The sequence below is a fragment of the Pantoea sp. RG18 genome (assembly GCF_025910075.1).
Classification (GTDB): Bacteria; Pseudomonadota; Gammaproteobacteria; order Enterobacterales; family Enterobacteriaceae; genus Pantoea; species Pantoea agglomerans.
The window spans coordinates 169,637-195,151 of record NZ_JAPCIL010000002.1; the positions used below are offsets into that span (position 1 = coordinate 169,637).

At 55.1% G+C, this 25,515-nt stretch carries 21 protein-coding genes; 17 read left to right on the plus strand and 4 right to left on the minus strand.

The genetic code is table 11. The features are described 5' to 3' along the window. Window positions 1-174: 174 nt before the first annotated feature. The 15 genes from lrhA to OK409_RS01435 all read left to right on the plus strand — a co-directional run bounded on the left by lrhA (window position 175) and on the right by OK409_RS01435 (window position 17,481). Entirely contained in the window at window positions 175-1,098 is a 924-nt protein-coding gene (gene lrhA / locus OK409_RS01365; protein ID WP_010258055.1) for a transcriptional regulator LrhA, read from the plus strand. A 638-nt stretch (window positions 1,099-1,736) separates the two neighbouring features. After that, complete coding sequence (locus OK409_RS01370) at window positions 1,737-2,180, plus strand: NADH-quinone oxidoreductase subunit A (protein WP_010258058.1); 444 nt, start codon at window positions 1,737-1,739, stop codon at window positions 2,178-2,180. Window positions 2,181-2,195: 15 nt separating this feature from the next. Then, window positions 2,196-2,873 (plus strand): NuoB/complex I 20 kDa subunit family protein, encoded by a 678-nt coding sequence (locus OK409_RS01375; protein ID WP_003854245.1) that lies wholly within the window; start codon window positions 2,196-2,198, stop codon window positions 2,871-2,873. 113 nt (window positions 2,874-2,986) lie between these two features. Then, complete coding sequence (nuoC, locus tag OK409_RS01380; RefSeq protein ID WP_010258063.1) at window positions 2,987-4,786, plus strand: NADH-quinone oxidoreductase subunit C/D; 1,800 nt, start codon at window positions 2,987-2,989, stop codon at window positions 4,784-4,786. Between the two features lie 2 nt (window positions 4,787-4,788). Continuing rightward, on the plus strand, window positions 4,789-5,304 hold the full coding sequence (gene nuoE / locus OK409_RS01385) for an NADH-quinone oxidoreductase subunit NuoE (RefSeq protein ID WP_010258066.1): 516 nt from the start codon (window positions 4,789-4,791) through the stop codon (window positions 5,302-5,304). A gap of 2 nt (window positions 5,305-5,306) precedes the next feature. After that, window positions 5,307-6,647 carry an NADH-quinone oxidoreductase subunit NuoF gene (nuoF, locus tag OK409_RS01390; protein WP_029519446.1) on the plus strand — a complete coding sequence of 447 codons (1,341 nt, stop codon included), beginning with the start codon at window positions 5,307-5,309 and terminating at the stop codon, window positions 6,645-6,647. A gap of 112 nt (window positions 6,648-6,759) precedes the next feature. Further along, window positions 6,760-9,483, plus strand: coding sequence for an NADH-quinone oxidoreductase subunit NuoG (gene nuoG, locus OK409_RS01395; RefSeq protein ID WP_010258072.1), 2,724 nt, complete (start codon window positions 6,760-6,762; stop codon window positions 9,481-9,483). Then, complete coding sequence (gene nuoH / locus OK409_RS01400; RefSeq protein ID WP_003854240.1) at window positions 9,480-10,457, plus strand: NADH-quinone oxidoreductase subunit NuoH; 978 nt, start codon at window positions 9,480-9,482, stop codon at window positions 10,455-10,457. Before nuoG ends, nuoH begins: the two co-directional genes overlap by 4 nt. Window positions 10,458-10,468: 11 nt before the next feature. Beyond that, window positions 10,469-11,011: an NADH-quinone oxidoreductase subunit NuoI gene (gene nuoI, locus OK409_RS01405; protein ID WP_264366663.1), complete on the plus strand. Its 543-nt coding sequence runs from the start codon at window positions 10,469-10,471 to the stop codon at window positions 11,009-11,011. Between the two features lie 10 nt (window positions 11,012-11,021). After that, window positions 11,022-11,573, plus strand: coding sequence for an NADH-quinone oxidoreductase subunit J (nuoJ, locus tag OK409_RS01410; protein ID WP_010258075.1), 552 nt, complete (start codon window positions 11,022-11,024; stop codon window positions 11,571-11,573). Next, on the plus strand, window positions 11,570-11,872 hold the full coding sequence (gene nuoK / locus OK409_RS01415) for an NADH-quinone oxidoreductase subunit NuoK (RefSeq protein ID WP_003854236.1): 303 nt from the start codon (window positions 11,570-11,572) through the stop codon (window positions 11,870-11,872). The genes nuoJ and nuoK overlap by 4 nt, the downstream gene beginning before the upstream one ends. Beyond that, a complete protein-coding gene (gene nuoL, locus OK409_RS01420; protein WP_010258078.1) occupies window positions 11,869-13,704 on the plus strand; it encodes an NADH-quinone oxidoreductase subunit L in 1,836 nt (611 codons plus the stop codon). Before nuoK ends, nuoL begins: the two co-directional genes overlap by 4 nt. Window positions 13,705-13,914: 210 nt before the next feature. Further along, window positions 13,915-15,435: an NADH-quinone oxidoreductase subunit M gene (gene nuoM, locus OK409_RS01425; RefSeq protein WP_010258081.1), complete on the plus strand. Its 1,521-nt coding sequence runs from the start codon at window positions 13,915-13,917 to the stop codon at window positions 15,433-15,435. 6 nt (window positions 15,436-15,441) lie between these two features. Further along, entirely contained in the window at window positions 15,442-16,899 is a 1,458-nt protein-coding gene (nuoN, locus tag OK409_RS01430) for an NADH-quinone oxidoreductase subunit NuoN (RefSeq protein ID WP_010258083.1), read from the plus strand. Between the two features lie 123 nt (window positions 16,900-17,022). Continuing rightward, window positions 17,023-17,481 carry a GNAT family N-acetyltransferase gene (locus OK409_RS01435; RefSeq protein ID WP_264366664.1) on the plus strand — a complete coding sequence of 153 codons (459 nt, stop codon included), beginning with the start codon at window positions 17,023-17,025 and terminating at the stop codon, window positions 17,479-17,481. A 33-nt stretch (window positions 17,482-17,514) separates the two neighbouring features. Here the strand turns inward: OK409_RS01435 and OK409_RS01440 are convergent, their stop codons facing one another. Next, window positions 17,515-19,173 (minus strand): glucan biosynthesis protein D, encoded by a 1,659-nt coding sequence (locus OK409_RS01440; protein WP_022625071.1) that lies wholly within the window; start codon window positions 19,171-19,173, stop codon window positions 17,515-17,517. Window positions 19,174-19,508: 335 nt separating this feature from the next. Here OK409_RS01440 and elaB point away from each other — a divergent pair, with 335 nt between their 5' ends. Both elaB and OK409_RS01450 read left to right on the plus strand, forming a co-directional pair. Continuing rightward, window positions 19,509-19,820 carry a stress response protein ElaB gene (gene elaB, locus OK409_RS01445; RefSeq protein ID WP_010258091.1) on the plus strand — a complete coding sequence of 104 codons (312 nt, stop codon included), beginning with the start codon at window positions 19,509-19,511 and terminating at the stop codon, window positions 19,818-19,820. A 239-nt stretch (window positions 19,821-20,059) separates the two neighbouring features. After that, window positions 20,060-21,256, plus strand: a complete 1,197-nt coding sequence (locus OK409_RS01450) for a nicotinamide mononucleotide deamidase-related protein YfaY (protein ID WP_022625069.1) — start codon at window positions 20,060-20,062, stop codon at window positions 21,254-21,256. Window positions 21,257-21,606: 350 nt separating this feature from the next. On the opposite strand, the gene yfaE is transcribed toward OK409_RS01450, so the two are convergent. The 3 genes from yfaE to nrdA form a co-directional block, all read right to left on the minus strand. Next, a complete protein-coding gene (gene yfaE, locus OK409_RS01455) occupies window positions 21,607-21,867 on the minus strand; it encodes a class I ribonucleotide reductase maintenance protein YfaE (RefSeq protein WP_010258095.1) in 261 nt (86 codons plus the stop codon). Window positions 21,868-21,869: 2 nt separating this feature from the next. Then, window positions 21,870-23,000 carry a class Ia ribonucleoside-diphosphate reductase subunit beta gene (nrdB, locus tag OK409_RS01460; protein ID WP_010258096.1) on the minus strand — a complete coding sequence of 377 codons (1,131 nt, stop codon included), beginning with the start codon at window positions 22,998-23,000 and terminating at the stop codon, window positions 21,870-21,872. 72 nt (window positions 23,001-23,072) lie between these two features. Continuing rightward, window positions 23,073-25,358 (minus strand): class 1a ribonucleoside-diphosphate reductase subunit alpha, encoded by a 2,286-nt coding sequence (nrdA, locus tag OK409_RS01465; protein WP_010258098.1) that lies wholly within the window; start codon window positions 25,356-25,358, stop codon window positions 23,073-23,075. Window positions 25,359-25,515: the final 157 nt, after the last annotated feature.

A 25,515-nucleotide genomic window follows, 5' to 3' on the forward strand; every position in this document is an offset into this window, starting at 1 on the left:
TGAATAGCACTATGACCCTTCAGAGGAGTCAACAGTGCAGGATCCACATAAACTTTTTTTGTGTCAGTCTTCACACAGGACTGTCATTGAGCACCATTACTGCTTATCACTTTGATAAGCTTGTGATAACACCAGGGTAGTAGTTCGTAAAAATCTTATAAGTGAAGAAAAAACATGACTAATGCAAATCGTCCGATACTGAATCTCGACCTCGATCTGCTGAGAACCTTCGTTGCCGTTGCGGATTTGAATACCTTTGCAGCTGCTGCTGCAGCGGTCTGCAGAACCCAGTCAGCAGTCAGTCAGCAGATGCAGCGTCTGGAACAATTGGTAGGTAAAGAGCTGTTTGCCAGACATGGACGTAATAAGCTTCTGACAGAGCACGGTATCCAGCTTTTAGGCTATGCGAGAAAAATTCTTCGTTTTAACGACGAAGCCTGCACATCTCTGATGTACAGCAACATTCAGGGCGTGCTGACTATTGGCGCCTCTGATGACACCTCTGACACTATTCTGCCGTTCCTGCTAAACCGGGTGACCTCGGTGTATCCGAAACTGGCAATCGATGTGCGGGTTAAACGTAATCCGTTTATGATGGAAATGCTCAATCAGGGTGAAGTGGACCTGGTTGTGACGACTTCCAGCCCGGGCAATTTTACCTATCAGGTACTGCGTACTTCACCTACCTTGTGGTACTGCGCAGCGGATTATATCTTCCAGCGTGGCGAAGCCATTCCATTGGTGTTGCTGGATGAGCCAAGTCCATATCGTGATATGGCTATCGATCATCTCAACGAAGCGGGCATCCCGTGGCGTATCTCTTATGTCGCTTCCACACTGGCTGCAGTACGCGCAGCGGTGAAAGCGGGACTGGGTGTGACGGCACGTCCGGTCGAGATGATGAGCCCGGAACTGCGTGTTATGGGTGCAGCTGAAGGACTGCCGGTATTGCCGGATACGCAATATCTGCTGTGCCGTAATCCAGACAGCGATAATGAACTGGCGCTGGCCATCTTCAATGCCATGCAGTCCACCAATGATCCTTATAACCTGAGCAATAATCCCGACGGTTCACTGTTGCTGGATGATGAAGAGTAATTTCGCTAACGTGTTGTACTCAATACCCGCGTGATTGCCTTAATAAACGCTTATAAATAAGCCTCTCCTTCCCTGAAAAGAACGAGAGGCTTTTTTGTGCCTGACCCTCGTCCGATGTTCCTTACTGCTCATCTGCCTCTCCTGACCCGACTAAAAAAGTTTCACCACCTGCTTAATTGAAACATCCAGACCAAAAAACCGAACGCTTTGTTCCGAATCACCGTTTCAGGTGGGGAAAATTAACGCATAAAGGGCAAAAGTGTGTTCTGGATCAAAAAAATAGCCCTGGAAAGGGGAGGGAAAATTCAGTGATACCTGTCAAAATATGTTTGTTAAATGCACGATCCATGCATGTGAATACCCGCTACACTAAAATTAACCCTACAGACTGAAGCGATTTAGCTGGAAAGCGGGGCATCATTTGTTAATAATATGATGCAGGTGTGAAATAATGTTTGGATACTTTTGTCAAAGTTGACAAAAGGTTATAGAAAGGAGTAAAAAACCCCATAAAATAGCTGCTTATTACGTAATAACAGCGACATTTGAAAGGTTTTTATCCTTCCCTTGAATCGATGTGGTCAGTTTGCTGCGGGAAACGCGTGCAGGATGCCAGCGCCACTTTTGATGAGTAAGCAATGAGTATGTCAACTACCACCGAAATCATCGCTCAGCACTGGGCGTTTATCGTATTTATCGTTATTGCCTTTGGCCTGTGTGCTTTCATGCTGACCGGAGGATGGCTGCTTGGCGGCAGAGCGCGCGCGCGCTACAAAGACACGCCATTCGAATCGGGCATTGAATCCGTTGGTGATACCCATATCCGCCTGTCGGCGAAATTTTATCTGGTTGCGATGTTTTTCGTCATCTTCGACGTCGAAGCCCTCTTTTTATACGCATGGGCGACTTCAATCCGTGAAAGCGGTTGGATCGGCTTTGTGGAAGCCGCAATTTTCATTTTGGTGCTCCTGGCGGGTCTGGTCTATCTGGTACGCATTGGCGCACTGGACTGGGCTCCAGCTCGCCGTCGCGTGGTGGTAAAAACCACTACGGTCAGCCACACCAATCCTCATAAGCAGTAAAAGAGAGGCAATAAGATGGACTATACGCTCACCCGCATAGACCCGAACGGTGGTGAGAACGACCGTTATCCTCTGCAAAAGCAGGAAATCGTCAGCGATCCGCTGGAGCAGCACGTTCATCGCAGCGTTTATATGGGCAAACTCGAAAATGCCCTGCATGACATGGTGAACTGGGGGCGTAAAAACTCCCTCTGGCCTTATAACTTTGGCCTGTCCTGTTGTTACGTTGAGATGACAACATCGTTCACCGCGGTCCACGACGTGGCACGTTTTGGCGCCGAAGTTATGCGCGCTTCGCCACGTCAGGCCGATTTCATGGTCATTGCCGGTACGCCGTTCACCAAAATGGCCCCGGTTATTCAGCGTTTGTACGATCAGATGCTGGAACCAAAATGGGTGATTTCCATGGGTGCCTGCGCCAACTCTGGCGGCATGTATGACATCTATTCCGTGGTGCAGGGTGTCGATAAATTCCTGCCGGTCGATGTTTATATTCCTGGCTGTCCGCCACGTCCTGAAGCGTATATGCAGGCACTGCTGCTGTTGCAGGAGTCGATCGGCAAAGAGCGCCGTCCGCTCTCGTGGGTGGTTGGCGATCAGGGCGTTTATCGCGCCAACATGCCATCTGAGCGTGAAAGAAAACGCGGCGAGCGCATTGCAGTCACAAACCTGCGCAGCCCGGACGAAGTTTAAAACCGTATGGATGGAAAACAGCGCCTGCAGCAGAACATCACAATTTAATGCATGGCCCCATCCTGACGCCTTCATTTGAGTGCCTGAGACCAGGCCGGAATGGTGAGTAACGTATGACAGATTTGACCACGCAAGATCTCGCTCAGCCTTCATGGCAAACCCGTGATCACCTTGATGACCCGGTGATCGGCGAGTTGCGTAACCGTTTTGGGCCGGATGCCTTCACTGTTCAGCCAACCCGTACCGGTATTCCGGTGGTGTGGGTGAAGCGTGAACAGATACTGGAAATTATCGAGTTCCTGCGTAAATTACCCAAGCCTTACGTCATGCTTTATGACCTGCATGGCGTGGATGAGCGTTTACGTACCCACCGTGCAGGCCTGCCTGCGGCGGATTTTTCCGTTTTCTACCACCTGCTGTCGATTGAACGCAACCGCGACATCATGCTCAAGGTGGCACTCTCTGAAAACGATATGCATCTGCCGACCATCACCCGCCTTTTCCCGAATGCCAACTGGTATGAGCGTGAAACCTGGGAGATGTTTGGTATCACCTTTGATGGTCACCCGCATCTGACGCGCATCATGATGCCGTCGACCTGGGAAGGCCATCCGCTGCGTAAAGATTACCCGGCGCGCGCCACCGAATTCGATCCGTTTACGCTGACCAAGCAGAAAGAAGATCTGGAGATGGAAGCGCTGACCTTTAAGCCTGAAGACTGGGGCATGAAGCGCAGCACCACCAACGAAGACTTCATGTTCCTGAACCTCGGGCCTAACCACCCGTCGGCGCACGGGGCATTCCGCATCATTCTGCAGCTGGATGGTGAAGAGATTGTCGACTGCGTGCCTGACATCGGCTATCACCACCGTGGTGCCGAAAAGATGGGCGAGCGTCAGTCGTGGCACAGCTACATTCCTTACACTGACCGCATCGAGTACCTCGGCGGCTGCGTAAACGAAATGCCGTACGTACTGGCGGTGGAGAAACTGGCCGGTATCGTGGTGCCCGATCGCGTTAATGTGATCCGCGTGATGCTCTCTGAGCTGTTCCGCATCAACAGCCACCTGCTTTATATCTCCACCTTTATTCAGGACGTCGGGGCCATGACGCCGGTGTTCTTTGCCTTTACCGACCGTCAGAAAATCTATGACGTGGTTGAGGCGATTACCGGTTTCCGTATGCACCCGGCGTGGTTCCGCATCGGTGGTGTCGCGCATGACCTGCCGCGAGGCTGGGAACGTCTGCTGCGTGACTTCCTCGACTGGATGCCAAAACGTCTTAAAGAGTATGACAAAGCGGCACTGCGCAACAGCGTACTGATTGGCCGTTCCAAAGGCGTTGCTGCTTACAACATGGAAGAGGCGCTGGCGTGGGGCACTACCGGTGCTGGTCTGCGTGCTACCGGTCTCGACTTTGACGTACGTAAATGGCGTCCCTACTCCGGCTACGAAAACTTCGATTTTGAAATCCCGGTCGGCGACGGCATCAGCGATGCTTACAGCCGCGTCATGCTGAAAATGGAAGAGATGTGGCAGTCGCTGCGCATTCTTGAGCAGTGTCTCAACAACATGCCAGAGGGTCCGTTTAAAGCGGATCATCCGCTGACCACGCCGCCACCGAAAGAGCGCACGCTGCAGCACATTGAAACGCTGATCACGCACTTCCTGCAGGTTTCGTGGGGGCCGGTGATGCCAGCCAATGAGTCGTTCCAGATGATTGAAGCGACGAAAGGGATCAACAGCTACTACCTGACCAGCGATGGCAGCACCATGAGCTACCGCACCCGCGTGCGTACGCCGAGCTTCCCGCATCTGCAGCAAATTCCTTCAGTAATCCGTGGCAGCCTGGTATCCGACCTGATCGTATATCTGGGTAGTATCGATTTTGTTATGTCAGACGTGGACCGCTAATTATGCACGATCAACACATTGCCATTAAAACGATCGACCCTAACGAGGTCTTCGTGCTGAGCGCGGAAGAGCATCACGCCATTGAGCACGAAAAACACCACTATGAAGATGCGCGTGCAGCCTCGATTGAAGCGCTGAAGATCGTGCAGAAACAGCGCGGATGGGTGCCGGACGGCGCCATCAATGCGATTGCCGAGGTTCTGGGTATCCCGGCAAGTGATGTTGAAGGTGTGGCGACATTTTACAGCCAGATCTTCCGTCAGCCGGTTGGCCGTCATGTGATCCGTTACTGTGACAGCGTGGTCTGTCATATCACCGGTTATCAGGGCATCCAGTCAGCACTGGAACAGCAACTGAATATCAAACCGGGTCAGACCACTGCCGATGGCCGCTTTACACTGCTGCCAACCTGCTGTCTGGGTAACTGCGATAAGGGGCCAACGATGATGGTGGATGAAGACACGCATGTGCATCTGACGCCGGAAGGCATCCCTGGTTTGCTGGAGCAGTATCAATGACAATTAAACAGATCATTCGCACTGCAGAAACGCATCCGCTGACCTGGCGGATGCGTGACGACAAGCAACCTGTCTGGCTTGACGAATATCGCAGTAAAAACGGCTATGCCGGTGCGGAAAAAGCGCTGAAAAGCATGTCGCAGGATGAAATCGTTGCGGCAGTCAAAGATTCAGGCCTGAAAGGGCGCGGCGGTGCGGGCTTCTCCACCGGGCTGAAGTGGAGCCTGATGCCGAAAGATGAGTCGATGAACATCCGTTACCTGCTGTGTAACGCCGATGAGATGGAGCCGGGCACCTATAAAGACCGCCTGCTGATGGAGCAGATGCCTCACCAGCTGGTGGAAGGCATGCTGATCAGCGCCTTTGCGCTGAAGGCTTACCGTGGCTATATCTTCTTACGTGGCGAATACATTGAAGCCGCGGTGCATCTGCGTCGTGCGATTGCTGAAGCGACGGAAGCGGGCTATATCGGTAAAAATATTCTCGGTACCGGCTTTGACTTTGAGTTGATTGTCCACACCGGCGCAGGTCGTTATATCTGCGGCGAAGAGACGGCACTGATTAACTCACTGGAAGGTCGTCGTGCTAATCCGCGTTCGAAACCGCCATTCCCGGCGAGTGCGGGCGCGTGGGGCAAACCGACCTGCGTGAACAACGTGGAAACCCTCTCCAACGTTCCGGCGATTCTGGCCAACGGCGTGGAGTGGTACAAAAACATCTCTAAAAGCGAAGATGCCGGTACCAAAATGATGGGCTTCTCCGGACGGGTTAAAAATCCCGGCGTCTGGGAGCTGCCATTTGGTATCACCGCACGTGAAATCCTTGAAGATTATGCGGGCGGTATGCGTGACGGACTGAAGTTCAAAGCCTGGCAGCCCGGCGGGGCAGGGACTGACTTCCTGACCGATCAGCACCTGGATCTGCCCATGGAATTTGCCAGCATTGGCAAAGCGGGCAGCCGTCTGGGTACGGCGCTGGCGATGGCGGTCGATCACGAGATCAACATGGTCTCGCTGGTGCGTAACCTGGAAGAGTTCTTTGCTCGTGAGTCGTGCGGCTGGTGTACACCGTGTCGCGATGGCCTGCCGTGGAGCGTCAAAATTCTGCGCGCGCTGGAGCAGAAGCAGGGTCAGCCAGGCGATATCGAAACCTTACTGCAACTCTGCCGTCAGCTTGGCCCGGGTAAAACCTTCTGCGCGCACGCGCCGGGTGCGGTTGAGCCACTGCAGAGTGCGATTAAATATTTCCGTGAAGAGTTTGAAGCCGGCATGGCACCGCAGGTGTTTGGCAATACCCGCGCCATTGGCGGGATCCAGCCAAACCTGCTGAAAGCGCGCTGGTAATTCGCCGAAGAACACGGAACAGGCCTGGTGCCGCCGCCCCGACAATGTCGTGCGTCGGGGCAAGAATATGATTAACGCTCGTCTCTGACGAGCCTTACGGAAGCATGTCACTATGGCTACAATTCATGTAGACGGTAAAGAGTATGATGTGAACGGAGCGGACAACCTGCTACAGGCATGTCTCTCTCTGGGCCTTGATATTCCTTACTTTTGCTGGCATCCGGCGCTGGGAAGCGTTGGGGCCTGCCGCCAGTGTGCGGTAAAGCAATTCCAGAATGCCGAAGATACCCGCGGCCGTCTTGTCATGTCCTGCATGACGCCGGCCTCTGACGGCACATTCATCTCCATCGATGATGGCGAAGCGAAAGAGTTCCGCGAAAGCGTGGTGGAGTGGCTGATGACCAACCACCCGCACGACTGTCCGGTGTGTGAAGAGGGCGGTAACTGTCACCTGCAGGATATGACAGTAATGACCGGCCACAGCTTCCGCCGCTATCGCTTCACCAAACGTACCCACCGTAATCAGGATCTCGGCCCGTTCATCTCCCATGAGATGAACCGCTGTATTGCCTGTTACCGCTGCGTGCGTTACTACAAAGATTATGCCGATGGCAAGGATCTGGGTGTCTACGGCGCGCACGACAACGTCTACTTCGGTCGTCCGGAAGATGGCACGCTGGAGAGCGAATTCTCCGGTAACCTGGTTGAAATCTGCCCGACCGGCGTCTTCACCGATAAAACGCACTCCGAACGCTATAACCGTAAATGGGATATGCAGTTTGCGCCGAGCATCTGCCAGCAGTGCAGTGTGGGCTGTAACACCAGCCCGGGTGAGCGTTATGGTGAGTTACGCCGTATCGAAAACCGTTATAACGGCACCGTGAACCACTATTTCCTGTGTGACCGTGGCCGCTTTGGCTATGGCTACGTGAACCGTAAAGATCGCCCACGCCAGCCGATGCTGCTGCGCGGCAACGACTGGGTGACGCTGAACGCAGAGCAGGCGGTCAATGCCGGTGCAGATTTGCTGCGTCAGGCGAAAAAAGTGATCGGTATCGGCTCGCCGCGCGCCAGCATTGAAAGTAACTTCGCGCTGCGTGAACTGGTCGGTGCAGAGAACTTCTCTACCGGCATGCCAGCGGGCGAGCAGGCCCGGCTTGAACTGATGCTGAAAGTTCTGCGTGAGGGCGGTATCTATACGCCATCGCTGCGTGAAATTGAAAGCTACGATGCGGTGCTGGTGCTGGGCGAAGATCTGACCCAGGTGGGCGCACGCGTGGCGCTGTCAGTGCGTCAGGCCGTGAAAGGCAAAGCGCGCGACATGGCTGCGGCTCAGAAAGTGGCAGACTGGCAGATCGCCGCGATCCTGAACATCGGTCAGAATGCGAAACATCCGCTGTTTATCACTAACGTCGATGAAACCCGTCTGGATGATATCGCGGCATGGAGCTATCGCGCACCGGTTGAAGATCAGGCGCGTCTCGGTTTCGCTATCGCCAGTGCGCTGGATGAAACCGCTCCGGCAGTGACCGATTTCGACAGCAAACTGAACGGCAAAATGGATGTCATCGTGCAGGCGCTGGCCGGCGCGAAAAAACCGTTAATTATTTCCGGGACCCATTCCGGCAGCAGCGCGATGATCGAAGCGGCTGCCAACGTGGCCAAAGCGCTGAAAGCGCGCGGTGCCGACGTCGGGATTACGCTGCTGGCGGGACACGCCAACAGCGTGGGTCTTGGCCTGATGGGCGGCAATCCTCTGGAAAGCGCGCTGGAGCAACTGAGCAACGGTGAAGCCGATGCGCTGGTGGTACTGGAAAATGACCTCTATCGCCATGCACCGAAAGCGCTGGTTGATGCGGCGCTGGCCCAGACCACTAACGTGATTGTGGTTGATCATCAGCGCACCGCGACGCTGGAGAAAGCGGGTCTGGTGTTATCAACCGCCAGCTTCGCCGAAAGTGATGGCACCTCGATCAACCATGAAGGCCGCGCACAGCGTTTCTTCCAGGTTTACGATCCTTCCTACTATGACAACAACGTTGTGATGCTGGAGAGCTGGCGCTGGCTGCATTCGCTGCACAGCACGCTGGAAAGCCGTCACGTTGACTGGACGCAGCTGGACCACGTGATCGATGCGGTGGTGAGTCATCTGCCACAGCTGGCCGGAATCAAGGATGCGGCACCGGATGCCAGCTTCCGTATTCGTGGACAGAAACTGTCGCGTTCACCGCACCGTGCCAGTGGCCGTACCGCGGCGCGCGCCAATATCAGCGTGCACGAACCGCGTCAGCCGCAGGATCAGGACACGATGTTCGCCTTCTCAATGGAAGGGAACAACCAGCCAGGCGCACCGCGTTCGCAGATTCCGTTTGCCTGGGCACCGGGCTGGAACTCACCGCAGGCGTGGAACAAGTTCCAGGTTGAAGTGGGCGGCAAACTGCGTAATGGCGATCCGGGTGTACGGCTGTTTGAAGCCAGCGCAGCCAGTCTGCCCTGGTTCAGCAACGTTCCGGCGGCATTCGTCAGTGAAGCGCAGTGGCGCGTGGCCCCTCTCTACCAGCTGTTTGGTAGCGAAGAGATGTCACAGCGTTCACCGGTCTTCCAGCAGCGTATGGCACCGCCTGCACTGGTGATTAACCCGGAAGATGCAGCGAAGCTGGGCGTCAACAATGGCGCGGCGGTTGAGTTCATCTGTGCCGGTGAGACAGTGCGTCTGCCGGTCCGTTTCTCGGCGTCACTGCAGGCGGGACAGATTGGTCTGCCGCTGGGCATGCCGGGCGTTCCGCCATTCCTGGCGAACGGTAAAATCGACACTCTGCAGGAGGCGGCGCAATGAGCTGGTTAACACCGGACGTTATCGACATTCTGCTGGCCATTGTTAAAGCCATCGTGATTCTGCTGGTGGTTGTGGCCTGCGGCGCGTTCATGAGCTTCGCCGAGCGTCGTCTGCTCGGCCTGTTCCAGAACCGTTACGGACCAAACCGCGTAGGCTGGGGCGGCTCGCTCCAGCTGGTAGCGGACATGATCAAAATGTTCTTTAAAGAGGACTGGGTTCCGCCGTTTACCGACCGCTTTATCTTTACCCTTGCGCCGGTTATCGCCTTTGTTTCACTGCTGCTGGCCTTTGCTATCGTGCCGGTTTCGCCAACCTGGATGGTGACAGACCTGAATATCGGTCTGCTGTTCTTCCTGATGATGGCGGGCCTTGCGGTCTACGCGGTGCTGTTTGCCGGCTGGTCGAGTAATAACAAATACTCGCTGCTGGGTGCGATGCGCGCCTCGGCGCAGACCCTGAGCTACGAAGTGTTCCTGGGTCTGTCGCTGATGGGTGTGGTGGCGCAGGCGGGCTCGTTCAACATGAACGATATCGTCAACAGCCAGACGCACCTGTGGAACATCATTCCGCAGTTCTTCGGTTTCGTGACCTTCTGTATTGCTGGCGTGGCGGTGTGTCACCGTCATCCGTTTGACCAGCCAGAAGCGGAGCAGGAACTGGCGGACGGTTATCACATCGAATATGCCGGTATGAAGTTCGGCCTGTTCTTTGTCGGCGAATATGTGGCGATCACCACCGTTTCAGCGCTGATTGTGACGCTGTTCTTTGGTGGCTGGCACGGCCCATTCCTGCCGCCGTTCATCTGGTTCGCCCTGAAAACGGCGTTCTTTATGATGATGTTCATCCTGATTCGTGCTGCGCTTCCGCGCCCACGCTACGACCAGGTGCTGTCATTCGGCTGGAAAGTGTGTCTGCCGTTGACGCTGTTGAACCTGCTGGCGACTGCCGCAGTGATTCTCTACACAGCGCCGTAAGGGGTTAACAAATGACTTTGAAAGATATTGTCGTAGGCTTTGGCACGACAGTTCGCAGTATCTGGCTGATCGGGCTGCACGCCTTCGCCAAACGTGAAACTCAGATGTATCCGGAAGAGCCGGTTTATCTGCCACCACGCTATCGTGGCCGTATCGTGTTAACCCGCGATCCGGATGGTCAGGAGCGTTGCGTCGCCTGTAACCTGTGTGCGGTTGCCTGCCCGGTTGGCTGTATCTCGCTGCAGAAAGCCGAAACCAAAGATGGCCGCTGGTACCCGGAGTTCTTCCGTATCAACTTCTCACGCTGCATCTTCTGCGGCATGTGTGAGGAAGCCTGTCCAACCACGGCGATTCAGCTGACCCCCGATTTCGAACTGGGTGAGTTTAAGCGTCAGGATCTGGTGTATGAGAAGGGCGATCTGCTGATTTCGGGGCCGGGTAAATATCCGGAGTACAACTTCTACCGCATGGCAGGTATGGCGATTGACGGTAAAGATAAGGGCGAAGCAGAAAACGAAGCGAAGCCTATCGACGTCAAAGGCTTATTACCTTAAGGAGCAAGGCATGGAATTTGCGTTTTATCTTTGCGGGCTGGTGGCGGTGCTGACGACGTTGCGCGTCATTACCCACACTAATCCGGTACATGCGTTGCTGTACCTGATCGTTTCGCTGTTATCGATCGCGGGCGTCTTCTTCTCTATGGGAGCCTATTTTGCCGGTGCGCTGGAGATCATCGTCTACGCCGGTGCCATTATGGTGCTGTTCGTCTTCGTGGTCATGATGCTGAACTTAGGCAAGCAGACCGAGAAGCAGGAGCGTGAGTGGCTCAGCCCGTCACTGTGGATTGGTCCGGGTATCGTCTCGTTGCTGCTGCTGGTCGTAATGGTCTACGCCATTCTGACTGCCAACGATCAGGGCATCGATGGCACCATCATCGACGCCAAAGCGGTCGGCATCAGCCTGTTTGGTCCTTACGTACTGGCGGTTGAACTGGCCTCAATGCTGCTGCTGGCGGGTCTGGTCGTGGCGTTCCATATCGGTCGCGAAGAGCGTCAGGGCGAAGTCCTGAGTAACCGTAATGCTGACGCCGCTCAGGTGAAAAAGGAGAACGCATGATCCCGTTACAACATGGATTGATTCTTGCTGCCGTGCTGTTTGTCCTTGGACTGACGTCGCTGGTAATACGCCGCAATCTGCTGTTTATGCTGATCGGCCTTGAAATCATGATCAACGCCGCCGCCTTAGCCCTGGTGGTTGCCGGGAGCTATTGGGGTCAGGCCGATGGACAGGTGATGTATATCCTGGCGATCAGCCTGGCGGCAGCGGAAGCCAGTATTGGTCTGGCACTGCTGCTTCAGCTCTATCGTCGTCGTCAGACGCTGAACATTGATACTGTGAGCGAGATGCGCGGATGAATCTTCTCTATTTAACTGTCTTGTTTCCGCTGATCGGCTTTCTGCTGTTAGCGTTTTCGCGCGGTCGCTGGTCAGAGAACCTGTCGGCCACGATTGGTATGGGATCGGTGGGTCTGGCGGCCCTGACTACAGCGATGGTCGGTTTTGACTTCTTCGCCAACGGCCAGCAAGCCTACACGCAGGCGCTCTGGACCTGGATGCATGTCGGCAACTTCGACATGAAGGTGAACCTGACGCTGGATGGCCTGTCGCTGACCATGCTGTCTGTCGTGACCGGTGTCGGTTTCTTCATTCACATGTTCGCCTCCTGGTACATGCGTGGAGAAGAGGGCTACTCCCGCTTCTTCGCCTATACCAACCTGTTTATCGCCAGCATGGTTGTTCTGGTGCTGGCCGATAACCTGATGCTGATGTATCTGGGCTGGGAAGGGGTAGGGCTCTGCTCTTATCTGCTGATCGGTTTCTACTACAGCAATCCGGAAAACGGCAAAGCGGCGATGAAAGCGTTCATCATTACCCGCGTGGGCGACGTCTTCCTGGCATTTGGTCTGTTCATCCTCTACAACGAGCTGGGCACGCTGAACTTCCGCGAGATGATGGAGCTGGCTCCTGCGCACTTTGCCGCAGATAACCATATGCTGCAGTGGGCAACGCTGATGCTGCTGGGTGGCGCGGTCGGTAAATCGGCACAGCTGCCGTTACAGACCTGGCTGGCAGATGCGATGGCCGGTCCGACACCGGTTTCGGCACTGATCCACGCCGCGACCATGGTGACAGCAGGTGTCTACCTTATTGCCCGTAGCCACGGTCTCTTCCTGCTGACGCCGGAAGTGCTGCATCTGGTCGGGATTATCGGGGCGATTACCCTGGTGCTGGCAGGCTTTGCCGCGCTGGTACAGACCGACATTAAACGTGTTCTCGCTTACTCCACCATGAGCCAGATTGGCTACATGTTCCTGGCGCTGGGTGTTCAGGCGTGGGATGCGGCGATTTTCCATCTGATGACGCACGCCTTCTTTAAAGCGTTGCTGTTCCTCTCTTCGGGTTCAGTGATTCTGGCCTGCCATCACGAGCAGAACATTTTCAAAATGGGCGGCCTGCGTAAGAGCATTCCGCTGGTCTACACCTGCTTCCTGGTGGGCGGCGCGGCGCTGGCGGCACTGCCGCTGATTACGGCGGGCTTCTACAGTAAAGATGAGATCCTGTTTGGCGCACTGGCTAACGGTCACATCAACCTGATGGTTGCGGGTCTGGTGGGGGCGTTCCTGACCTCTATCTATACCTTCCGTATGATCTTCATCGTGTTCCACGGCGAAGAGAAAATTCATGCGCACGCCGGTAAGGGTATTACCCATCATCTGCCGCTGATTGTGCTGCTGCTGCTCTCCACCTTTATTGGTGCGCTGATCACGCCGCCGCTGGCAGGTGTACTGCCAGCCAATGAGTTCGGTGAAGCGGGCAAAGTGGGACTTGAAATCACCTCGGGCGTCGTAGCGATTGTCGGCATTCTGATCGCTGCCGCGCTGTGGCTGGGCAAACGTGAGCTGGTTACCCGTATCGCAAACAGTGCACCAGGCCGTTTCTTCGGCACATGGTGGTTTGCGGCCTGGGGCTTCGACTGGCTCTACGATAAAGTGTTCGTCAAACCTTATCTGGGTATTGCGTGGCTGCTGAAGCGCGACCCACTGAATGGCCTGATGAACCTGCCTGCGCTGCTGTCACGTATTGCCAACAAAGGCCTGGTAGTCAGTGAGAATGGCTACCTGCGCTGGTACGTTGCGTCAATGAGCGTGGGCGCCGTGCTGGTGCTGGCTCTGCTGCTGGTGATTTAAAGATTGATGAGCGGGGCAGGTTAGCTAATCTGCCCATTGAGAATGTCAAAAATTGTCCTGAGCAAGGGCGTTATCGTCGCGGCCAGTTTGGTTACCGCCAGCGCACAGCAACCGGAGCATACCGAGGTATGTGAGGATTGCGAGCACTGTCGGGAGCCAAAATGGCAAGTAAGATAGCCCGAACTAAGACAAAGAAAAGGGAAGTGTGCCGTGTTATTACCTTGGCTAATTATCATACCCTTCGTCGGTGGTCTGATCTGCTGGCTCACTGAGCGCCTCGGCGCGAAGGTGCCACGCTGGATCGCACTGATCACTATGGGGCTGACGTTGGCGCTTTCACTGCAACTCTGGTTGCAGGGAGGCTATTCACTGACGCAGGCAGCGGGCATTCCGCAGTGGCAGTCAAGTTTCTCCGTTCCGTGGATCCCACGCTTCGGCATCAGCTTCCATTTAGCCATTGATGGCCTGTCGCTGCTGATGGTGGTGCTGACCGGCTTGCTCGGTCTGATGGCGGTGCTCTGTTCATGGAATGAGATTTCAAAGTATCAGGGCTTCTTCCACCTGAACCTGATGTGGATCCTGGGCGGCGTAATCGGTGTGTTCCTCTCCATCGACCTGTTCCTGTTCTTCTTCTTCTGGGAAATGATGCTGGTGCCGATGTACTTCCTCATCGCGCTCTGGGGTCATAAAGCATCGGACGGCAAAACCCGTATTTCCGCCGCGACAAAATTCTTCATCTACACCCAGGCTTCAGGTCTGGTGATGCTGATTGCGATTCTGGGCCTGGTGTTTGTCCACTACAACGCGACTGGCGTCTGGACATTCAACTACGAACAGCTGCTGCAGACGCCAATGTCGAGCGGTGTTGAATATCTGCTGATGCTGGGCTTCTTTATCGCCTTTGCGGTGAAGATGCCGGTGGTACCGTTGCACGGCTGGCTGCCGGATGCGCACAGTCAGGCGCCAACGGCCGGTTCTGTTGATCTGGCGGGTATCCTGCTGAAAACCGCAGCTTACGGTTTACTGCGTTTCAGTCTGCCGCTGTTCCCGAATGCGTCAGCCGAGTTTGCGCCAATCGCCATGTGGTTAGGCATCATCGGTATCTTCTACGGTGCCTGGATGGCCTTCTCGCAGACTGATATCAAACGTCTGATTGCTTACACCTCGATTTCGCACATGGGCTTTGTGCTGATTGCCATCTACACCGGCAGCCAGCTGGCGCTGCAGGGCGCGGTGATTCAGATGATTGCGCACGGTCTCTCCGCTGCAGCACTCTTCATTCTGTGTGGTCAGCTGTATGAGCGTCTGCATACTCGTGATATGCGTCAGATGGGTGGCCTGTGGTCGCGCATCAAATGGATTCCGGGTCTGTCGCTGTTCTTTGCTGTTGCCAACCTCGGTATGCCAGGCACCGGTAACTTCGTCGGCGAATTTATGATTCTGACCGGCAGCTTCCAGGTGGTGCCGATGATTATCATCATCGCGACCTTTGGTCTGGTGTTTGCCTCGATTTACTCGCTGGTGATGATGCAGCGCGCTTATTACGGCGAAGCGAAATCGAAAGATCCGCTGCCAGGCATGTCACCGCGTGAGTTTATGACCATCGGTGTTCTGGTGGTGCTGCTGGTGCTGCTGGGCGTCTATCCACAGCCGATTCTGGATACTTCGCACGCTGCCATGAGCAATATTCAGCAGTGGTTTACCGCTTCAATTTCAACTACAAGGCCGTAATTCGCCATGACAATAACTCCTCACCAATTGATTGCGTTGCTACCGCTGTTAATCGTCGGATTGACGGTGGTGGTTGTGATGCTGTCCATTGCCTGGCGACGCAACCACTTCGTTAACGCCACGCTAACGGTAGTTGGCCTGAACCTGGCGCTGCTCTCGCTCTATTTTGTCGGTCAGGTCGGGGCGATGGATGTCACGCCGCTGCTGCGCGTCGATGGCTATTCGATGTTCTATACCGCGCTGGTTATGCTGGCGAGTCTGGCGACCTGTACCTTTGCCTATCCATGGCTGGCAGGCTTCCCGGACAACAAAGATGAGTTCTACCTGCTGGTGCTGATTGCGGCACTCGGTGGCATCGTGCTGGCCAGTGCTAACCATCTGGCCTCGCTGTTCATCGGTATTGAACTGCTGTCACTGCCGCTGTTTGGTCTGATTGGCTACGCCTTCCGCCAGAAACGTTCGCTTGAAGCCGCGCTGAAGTACACCATTCTTTCGGCGGCGGCCTCGTCGTTCCTGCTGTTTGGTATTGCGCTGATCTACGCTGACTCCGGTAACCTGAGCTTTGTGGCGCTGGGCCAGAGCCTGACTGACAGCATGATCCACGAGCCACTGCTGCTGGTGGGTCTGGGCATGATGATCATCGGTCTGGGCTTTAAACTCTCACTGGTTCCGTTCCACCTATGGACCCCCGATGTTTATCAGGGTGCGCCTGCGCCGGTTTCAACCTTCCTGGCCACCGCCAGCAAGATTGCAATCTTCGGTGTCATCATGCGTCTGTTTATGTATGCGCCGGTGACCGACAGCGAAGCGGTGCGCACAGTGCTGGCCATGATCGCCTTTGTGTCGATTCTGTTCGGTAACCTGATGGCGATTTCGCAGAGCAACATCAAGCGTCTGCTGGGTTACTCCTCTATCGCCCACCTCGGTTATCTGCTGGTGGCGCTGATTGCGGTTAAAGATCATCAGCTGTCGCTGGAAACATCTGGCGTATACCTGGCCGGTTATCTGTTCAGCAGCCTGGGTGCCTTTGGTGTGGTGAGTCTGATGTCCAGCCCGTATCGTGGCCCGGATGCTGACTCGCTCTACTCCTATCGCGGCCTGTTCTGGCATCGTCCTATCCTGTCAGCGGTGATGACGGTGATGATGCTGTCACTGGCGGGTATCCCGATGACGCTGGGCTTTATCGGTAAATTTTACGTTATCGCTTCAGGCGTCAGTGCGCACCTGTGGTGGCTGACCGGTGCTGTAGTCGCGGGTAGTGCGATTGGCCTCTACTACTATCTGCGCGTGACGGTGAGTCTCTACCTCAGCCCGCCGGAACTGCATACCCGTGATACCCCGGCTAACTGGGCATTTACGGCCGGTGGTGTGGTGGTACTGATCTCTGCCATTCTGGTGCTGCTGTTAGGTGTTTACCCGCAGCCGCTGATCAGACTGGTGCAGATGGCTCAGCCGCTGATGTAAGCGCGTTGATGCGACTGACGAATCAGGCCTCCGGGCCTGATTTTTTTTGCCTGTAAGAGAGTGTCACCAGCAGGTGCTGGCGACACCGCGCTGATGTAGAGTGTGTGGTTTAAAGGAGAGACCATGGACATTAACTGGCAGGATAAACACCATAGCGAACTGACCCCCTCACAGCTCTATGCACTGCTGGCGTTGCGCAGTGCCGTGTTTGTGGTGGAACAGCAGTGCGCTTACCTTGATGTGGATGGCAAAGATTTGCACGCGGAAAACCGGCATCTGCTGGGAATGGCGGATGATCAGCTGGTGGCCTATGCGCGACTGCTCTCCCCGGAGGATGAGACCAGCCCGGTGAAAATCGGACGGGTGATTGTTTCAGATCGGGTTCGTGGTGCGCGGCTGGGGAATCGTCTGATGGAGCAGGCAATCAACAGTTGTCAGCAGCACTGGCCGGACCGCGATCTGTTTCTCTCCGCGCAGGCGCATCTGGAAAGTTTCTATGGGCAGCATGGCTTTGTCGCGGTGGGGGAGAACTACCTGGAAGATGGGATCCCTCACGTCGATATGCTGAAGAACGCGCCATAAAAAAGGCGAGGCCTGAGCCTCGCCTTTTTTACATCAACCCACCGTCATCTGGCGGTCATCGACATATTTACGCTGATCCGGCGCAGGCGGGAAATATTGATAGAGCCAGGTTTCACTCAGCGTCTCATCTTTGCTGCGCAGGAACAGACGCATCTCTACCGGCTCGGTGGAATCGCTGTTCGGATACCAGTCAAACAGAATACGATAGCCCTTAAGCGGATCGACATACAGAATCTCAACCTGCTTCACGCTACCGGATGAAACGGTAATCACCGGCTCAATCCCTTTCGGCGCAGCCGCCTGCAGATCGCCACCAATAAAATCAATGGCGAAGCGGCGGCACCAGGTTTCCGGGAAGTGTTCGCCAGGCGCCCAGCCTTCCGGGAAACCACCGATACCGGTACGGGTTGCATCCACGCGCGCCAGACCGCTACGCACCGGCGGCAGACCACTCCAGTAAAGCTTGTAGGAGAAGTTCAGCTCGCTGCCCGCTTTGACCGGCTCAGCCGGTTGCCAGAAGCAGACCACGTTATCCAGCGTTTCACCCGTGGTCGGGATCTCCATCAGGTTGATCGCGCCTTTGCCCCACTTACCGACCGGCTCAACCCACAGGCTGGGACGTTTGTCATACCAGCCAATCACATCCTGATAATCTTTGAAGTCGTGATTAAGCTGCAACAGGCCAAACCCACGCGGATTCTCATCTTCATAGGCGTTGAACTGCAGACGCTGAGGATTATTCAGTGGGCGGGCAATCCATTCGCCTTTACCGGTCCACATCGCCAGGCGATCGGAGTCATGGATCTGCGGATGGTAAGTGTTGCACATACGGCGTTCGTTGGTGCCGCAGCTGAACATGCTGGTCATTGGCGAGATGCCAATCTGACGGATCTCTTTACGGGCAAACAGGTGGTTTTCCACCTCCATCACCACGCGTTTCTCTTCGCAGTGGATGATGAATTTATAAGCACCGGTGACGCTGGCACCATCCAGCAGGGCGTAGCAGGTAAAGGTGGTATCTTCCGCTTTTGGCGTTTCAAACCAGAAGGCGGTGAAATCGGGAAACTCCTCCTGACCATTGCTGAAGGTGTTGATCGCTACGCCACGCGCCGAGAGGCCGTACTGGAAAGTATCGTCAACGGCACGGAAGTAGCTTGCGCCAAGGAAGGAGACGATGTCGCGACGGGCCAGTTCCGGTTTTTTAAAGGCGCGGAACCCGGCGAAGCCGAGGTCAGTTTTGCCCTCCAGCTGCTTCGTATCGACCCTGGCGTCGTTGTAGTTGAACAATTCGGGACGGAAGTGAATTTCGCGTGCTTCGCGACTCTCCCCGTCAACAGAGAACATGCGGATGCGCCGCTTGAAGCCCATACCGACATGGAAGAACTGAACGTCCAGTTGACGATCGGGCAGGTTGTTCCAGAGTGAGTGGTTGGCGTCATACTGAATTTCGTTGTACGCCTGCGGGGTCAATGTGGCCAGCGTCTCCGGCAGCGCGCCCGGTGCTCCGCCCCAGGGTTTTTTCGCCAGTGCAGCCGCGTTTTTCTTCAATACGTCGAAATCGAAGCGTACGGCGGTTCCGTCAGCAATGCCATCTTCTGCCCATGCGGATTGCGCAAACAGCGTTGACAGGCCGGTCATGCCGCTGACGGCGGAGAAGGCCATTGACGCTTTCATAAACATTCTTCGATTCATGCCAGAGATTATTCCTTAGCTGTTCGAGGGTGTCGTGACTGTCGTGCAAAATGCACTTTCATGGCCCGATAATCACAGGCAACAGAGGGGTACGACAGTAGGGTTACTGGAAAATTCAGTCACGACAAAATTTATCAGATTAATCAAAGAAGCGAAGCGAAATTCCGCGGTTGCCGCTGCGTCTTACACTTCTTTGCGTAGCGAAACGGCGCACAGCCTGCACTGAGCAAGATTAACAGATGAAAAATCAGGTGATTCCTGGAGCAGGAAATCAGCAGAGCGCCAGATTATGACTATAGTTAATGAACTGCTTTGCAATTCACACGGAGGAAACGATGGTAAATCAGACAAATCAATTCGAAACGGGCCTCGATGACGATATTGCGTTACTGACTGAAACGCTGGAAGAAGTTCTTAAGGCATCAGGTGATCCGGCCGATCAGAAGTACATTGAGCTTAAGAGCAAAGCCGAACAGGCGCTGAACGATGTGAAATCCCGTGTCAGCCAGGCGTCCGATAGCTACTACTATCGCGCTAAACAAGCGGCTTACCGTGCAGACGACTACGTGCACGAAAAACCGTGGCAGGGTGTCGGTATCGGTGCAACAGCCGGTCTGGTACTTGGTCTGCTGCTGGCGCGTCGTTAATCGCGATTCGCTGACCCAGTTGTAGCAGACAACTGTAGTAAAAAAGCGGCGGGGCAATCCCGCCGTTTTTATTGGTTTTTAACTCCCTGAACACCTTCACCTCCCTTGTTCCTGCTTCACCCTCGCTATCTTTATGCGCAACGTACCTGAGACGCAGTGGTCACAATCCCTGGTGACGCCGATTGTGTCTGGCGGGAGGAGTTCGTACAGTAAAGCAAACGTGAAAAGGAGAACTCAACGTGATTAGAGTAGAGATGCTGTCGACCGGGGATGAGGTGCTGCATGGCCAAATCGTCGATACCAACGCAGCCTGGCTGGCGGATATGTTGTTCCAGCAAGGGTTGCCTATGACCAGCCGTACCACGGTAGGAGATTCACTCGAATCGCTAATCGCCACGCTACAGGCGCGCAGCCATGAGGCAGATGTGCTGATTGTGAATGGCGGTCTGGGGCCGACCAGTGACGATCTCAGTGCGCTGGCAGCAGCCAGAGCCTGTGGCGTTGAGCTTGAGGTGCAGCAGGAGTGGCTGGAACAGATGGAAGCCTGGTTCGCCAGCCGGGGACGCGTGATGGCGGCCAGCAATCGCAAGCAGGCGGAAATCCCGGCCAATGCGGAGCTGATTGATAATCCGGTTGGTACCGCCTGTGGCTTTGCGCTGCAACTCAATCGCTGCTGGATGTTCTTCACGCCTGGTGTGCCGTCTGAATTTAAAGTGATGGTGGAGCAGCAGATCATCCCCCGTCTGAAAGCGAAATTTTCGCCGCCCGAGCCACCGATTTGTCTGCGGCTGACCACCTTTGGTCGCGGTGAAAGCGATATTGCCGCCGAACTGGAGCCGCTGGCGCTGCCGGAAGGCGTGGTCATGGGATATCGCTCGTCCATGCCGATCATTGAGATCAAGCTCACCGGCCCGGCCAGTCAGCGGGTGGCGATGGAGCAGGTGTGGCAGCAGGTGCGTCTGCAACTGGCGGAGTGCACCATTTTCGAAGGTACCGAAGGCTTACCGGCGCTGCTGGCACGTGAGCTGGAGCAGCGCGGTGAGCAGCTGGCAATCAGTGAGCAATACACCGCCGGATTGCTCTACTGGCAGTTGGCTGGCGCCAGCGTGCCGCTGCGTGGCGCTGACATCTTTCCACCCCGGCAGGAGACGCTTGAGCAGCAGGTGATCCGCACCCGCGAACTTGCTGCACAGCAGCAGGCCGCGCTGGCGCTCTCTGTTGGCAGCCTGGAGCAGGAAGAGATTTCGGTGGCGCTGCATACGCCGGATGGCAGCTTTGGTCAGCGAGTGAAGTTCAGTACCGGTCGCCATAATCTGGAGACGCGGCAGAAGGTGGTGGCAATGATGGCGATGAACATGCTGCGCCGCTGGTTACACGGCAGCGAAGTGAGCACCGGTCACGGCTGGATTGATGTGGTTGAAACTGTCAGACAGTAATATCAGTGAAAATAAAACGGGCGCCTGAGGCGCCCGTTTCGTTTCAGAATGCTGACCAACTTAGCCTTGGTGGCTTTTAGATCGAGCCTGCGAAGGGAACACGGTCAGATCGGAAAGACGCAAAAGCGTCATCCCTGACTGCTCGGCCCGCGCGATTACGCACCTCATCCCTGAGGTGCGCCCGTAGCCGGGCCAACGCTTTTCGTTGTTCAAAAACGCTCCCGGCGTTTTTATCCGGGCGGCGGGACGCTTTCCTATTCTGACCGTGTTCCCTGCGCTTCTGGCTGATCAATTGCTGTCAGGTTCACCCGCATTTGACTTGGGCAGCAATCTGACAAACGCCACCTCAGTTATAACTCCAGCTCAATCTCGCCTTTGGCTTTGCAGCAGCAGGGCAGGATCTCATCCTGCTGCACAAAGGCCAGCGGCCGCTGTGGGTAATGCACTTCGCCTTTCAGCAGCCGCATCCGGCAAGAGCCGCAATAACCTTCGCGGCACTGAAACTCCACGCAGAGATTGTTGGCTTCCAGCAGCGTCAGCAGATTGGTATGCTCGTCTGTGCATTCCAGCCGGGTGCCGGAACTGCGCAGAATAACAACGTCGCGGCTCATAATTAAAGCTGGAAGTCGTCGAAGTCGTTAGCGCCTACTTCAGAATCGATCTGACCCACCAGATAGGAGCTCACTTCCACTTCCTGCGGCGCAACCTGAACGTTGTCAGAGACCAGCCAGGAGTTAATCCATGGGATTGGGTTTGAGCGCGTCTGGAACGGCAAATCAAGGCCAACAGCCTGCATACGGATATTGGTGATGTACTCAATGTACTGGCAGAGAATATCTTTGTTCAGGCCGATCATTGAGCCGCCGCTGAACAGATATTCTGCCCACTCTTTCTCCTGCAGCGCTGCTTTCTTAAACAGCTCGAAGCACTCTTCACGGCACTCTGCCGCAATCTCTTTCATCTCCGGATCGTCTTCACCGCTGCGCAGCAGGTTCAGCATGTGCTGAGTGCCGGTCAGGTGCAGCGCTTCATCGCGGGCAATCAGCTTGATGATTTTGGCATTGCCTTCCATCAGCTCACGCTCAGCGAACGCGAAGGAACAGGCGAAGCTGACATAGAAACGGATCGCTTCCAGCGCATTGACGCTCATCAGGCAGATATAGAGCTGCTTCTTCAGGGCGCGCAGGCTGACGACAACCGGTTTGCCGTTGACCTGATGCGTGCCTTCACCCAGCTGATGCCAGTAGTTGGTCATCTCAATCAGATCGTCGTAATAGCGTGAGATATCCTGAGCACGCGCCAGAATCTGCTCATTGGTGACGATATCGTCAAACACCACTGCCGGATCGTTAACGATATTACGGATGATGTGGGTGTAAGAACGGGAGTGAATCGTCTCTGAGAACGCCCAGGTTTCAATCCAGGTTTCCAGTTCAGGAATCGAGATCAGCGGCAGCAGCGCGACGTTCGGGCTGCGGCCCTGAATCGAATCCAGCAGTGTCTGATACTTCAGGTTGCTGATAAAGATATGTTTTTCATGGTCCGGCAGCGCCTGGTAATCGATGCGATCGCGTGAAACGTCGACCTCTTCCGGACGCCAGAAGAAGGAGAGCTGCTTTTCGATCAGCTTTTCAAAGATGTCATATTTTTGCTGGTCGAAGCGCGCCACGTTTACGGACTGACCGAAAAACATCGGCTCTTTCAGCTGATCATTTTTGTTCTGTGAGAAAGTGGAGTAAGCCATAAAAGTTGTCCAAAAGTAGACGAAGCCAGGCCTCGTGAAATGAATGAGGCGGGAGATTCTCCCGCCTGACCATTAGATCTTACAGGCGCCGCTCTCGCAGCCATCATCCTGGATAGAAGGTGCCAGGTCATCCTGCGCATCTTCAGCACCGTCACGGGTGTTTTGATAGTAGAGCGTTTTCACGCCGAACTTATACGCCGTCAGCAGATCTTTCAGCAGCTGTTTCATCGGCACTTTACCGTTGGTGAAGCGCGACGGATCGTAGTTGGTGTTGGACGAAATCGCCTGGTCGATGAATTTCTGCATCAGACCCACCAGTTGCAGGTAGCCATCGTTGTTCGGCATTTCCCACAGCAGTTCGTACTGATCTTTCAGACGCTCATACTCCGGCACCACCTGACGCAGGATGCCATCTTTCGACGCTTTGATGCTGATATGACCGCGCGGAGGCTCAATACCGTTGGTGGCATTGGAGATCTGCGACGAGGTTTCAGACGGCATCAGCGCAGACAGGGTCGAGTTGCGCAGGCCGTGCGTTTTAATCTCTTCACGCAGGCTTTCCCAGTCGAGATGCAGCGGTTCGTTGCTGATCGCATCCAGATCTTTCTTGTAGGTGTCGATAGGCAGAATGCCCTGCGCATAGGTGGTTTCATTGAACCACGGGCAGGCACCTTGCTCTTTCGCCAGCTCGTTTGAGGCTTTCAGCAGGTAATACTGAATTGCTTCAAAGGTTTTGTGCGTCAGGCCATTGGCGCTGCCATCGGAGTAGCGCACACCATGCTTCGCCAGATAGTAGGCGTAGTTGATGACGCCGATACCCAGAGTACGACGACCCATCGCGCCACGCTGGGCAGCAGGGATTGGGTAATCCTGATAGTCGAGCAGCGCATCAAGCGCACGTACGGCCAGGGTAGCCAGCTCTTCCAGATCGTCGAGGCTTTCGATGGCGCCGAGGTTGAACGCAGAGAGCGTACACAGGGCAATCTCACCGTTTTCGTCGTTAACATCTTCCAGCGGTTTGGTCGGCAGGGCGATTTCCAGGCAGAGGTTAGACTGGCGAACCGGCGCGATGCTCGGGTCAAACGGGCTGTGGGTGTTGCAGTGATCGACGTTCTGAATGTAGATACGGCCGGTAGAGGCGCGTTCCTGCATCATCAGTGAGAAGAGATCGACCGCTTTAACACGCTGCTTGCGGATGCTCTGATCCTGCTCATATTTGGTATAGAGGCGCTCAAACTCATCCTGATTGGCGAAGAATGCGTCATACAGGCCAGGCACGTCAGACGGGCTGAACAGGGTGATATCTTCGCCTTTCAGCAGGCGCTGATACATCAGCTTATTGAGCTGTACACCATAGTCCATGTGACGCACGCGGTTGCCTTCAACACCACGGTTGTTCTTCAGCACCAGCAGGCTTTCGATTTCCAGATGCCACATCGGGTAGAACAGCGTGGCTGCGCCGCCACGAACGCCGCCCTGAGAACAGGACTTCACCGCGGTCTGGAAATGTTTGTAGAACGGGATACAGCCGGTATGGAACGCTTCACCGCCGCGAATCGGGCTGCCCAGCGCACGGATACGACCGGCGTTGATACCGATGCCGGCACGCTGAGAGACATATTTCACAATTGCGCTGGAGGTGGCGTTGATGGAGTCCAGGCTGTCGCCGCACTCGATCAGCACACAGGAGCTGAACTGACGTGTTGGGGTGCGTACGCCAGACATGATTGGCGTCGGCAGGGAGATTTTAAACGTCGAGATCGCATCATAGAAACGCTTGATGTAATCCATACGCGTGTCGCGCGGGTAGCCGGAGAAGAGGCAGGCGGCGACCAGAATGTAGAGGAACTGCGCGCTTTCGTAGATTTCACCCGAAACGCGGTTCTGCACCAGATATTTGCCTTCCAGCTGCTTCACAGCGGCATAGGAGAAGTTCATGTCACGCCAGTGGTCGAGGAACTCGTCCATCTGCGCAAACTCTTCCTGGCTGTAATCTTCCAGCAGGTGACGATCATATTTGCCCATGTCGACCATCTTAACGACCTGGTCATAGAGCTTTGGCGGCTCAAACTGACCATACGCTTTTTTGCGCAGGTGGAAGATCGCCAGGCGGGCAGCCAGGTACTGATAGTCAGGGGCATCGCGGGAGATGAGGTCTGCTGCGGCCTTGATGATGGTCTCATGAATGTCAGAGGTTCTGATGCCATCATAGAACTGAATGTGAGAGCGCAGCTCAACCTGTGAAACTGAGACGTTGTTCAGCCCTTCAGCTGCCCAGTCCAGCACACGGTGAATTTTGTCGAGATCAATGCGCTCCTGGCGGCCATCGCGTTTAGTAACGAGCAGACTCTGGTTCATGTCGCGTTTTTACCTTTGCGTGAGTATCCAAAAATTAAAAGAAATCCCGGTTTATACACAGCCTATTCATTGTGAATAATGTGTGGATAAACACTACATCTAGGGGGTGATGGGAAAAGCCATAACTACATGGGGGCATATTTTAGTATTTTACGGC

Coding starts and splice junctions, on each gene's coding strand:
- lrhA (WP_010258055.1), top strand. CDS start 175: ATGACTAATGCAAATCGTCCGATACTGAATCTCGACCTCGATCTGCTG.
- OK409_RS01370 (WP_010258058.1), top strand. CDS start 1,737: ATGAGTATGTCAACTACCACCGAAATCATCGCTCAGCACTGGGCGTTT.
- OK409_RS01375 (WP_003854245.1), top strand. CDS start 2,196: ATGGACTATACGCTCACCCGCATAGACCCGAACGGTGGTGAGAACGAC.
- nuoC (WP_010258063.1), top strand. CDS start 2,987: ATGACAGATTTGACCACGCAAGATCTCGCTCAGCCTTCATGGCAAACC.
- nuoE (WP_010258066.1), top strand. CDS start 4,789: ATGCACGATCAACACATTGCCATTAAAACGATCGACCCTAACGAGGTC.
- nuoG (WP_010258072.1), top strand. CDS start 6,760: ATGGCTACAATTCATGTAGACGGTAAAGAGTATGATGTGAACGGAGCG.
- nuoH (WP_003854240.1), top strand. CDS start 9,480: ATGAGCTGGTTAACACCGGACGTTATCGACATTCTGCTGGCCATTGTT.
- nuoI (WP_264366663.1), top strand. CDS start 10,469: ATGACTTTGAAAGATATTGTCGTAGGCTTTGGCACGACAGTTCGCAGT.
- nuoJ (WP_010258075.1), top strand. CDS start 11,022: ATGGAATTTGCGTTTTATCTTTGCGGGCTGGTGGCGGTGCTGACGACG.
- nuoK (WP_003854236.1), top strand. CDS start 11,570: ATGATCCCGTTACAACATGGATTGATTCTTGCTGCCGTGCTGTTTGTC.
- nuoL (WP_010258078.1), top strand. CDS start 11,869: ATGAATCTTCTCTATTTAACTGTCTTGTTTCCGCTGATCGGCTTTCTG.
- nuoN (WP_010258083.1), top strand. CDS start 15,442: ATGACAATAACTCCTCACCAATTGATTGCGTTGCTACCGCTGTTAATC.
- OK409_RS01435 (WP_264366664.1), top strand. CDS start 17,023: ATGGACATTAACTGGCAGGATAAACACCATAGCGAACTGACCCCCTCA.
- OK409_RS01440 (WP_022625071.1), bottom strand. CDS start 19,173: ATGAATCGAAGAATGTTTATGAAAGCGTCAATGGCCTTCTCCGCCGTC.
- elaB (WP_010258091.1), top strand. CDS start 19,509: ATGGTAAATCAGACAAATCAATTCGAAACGGGCCTCGATGACGATATT.
- yfaE (WP_010258095.1), bottom strand. CDS start 21,867: ATGAGCCGCGACGTTGTTATTCTGCGCAGTTCCGGCACCCGGCTGGAA.
- nrdB (WP_010258096.1), bottom strand. CDS start 23,000: ATGGCTTACTCCACTTTCTCACAGAACAAAAATGATCAGCTGAAAGAG.
- nrdA (WP_010258098.1), bottom strand. CDS start 25,358: ATGAACCAGAGTCTGCTCGTTACTAAACGCGATGGCCGCCAGGAGCGC.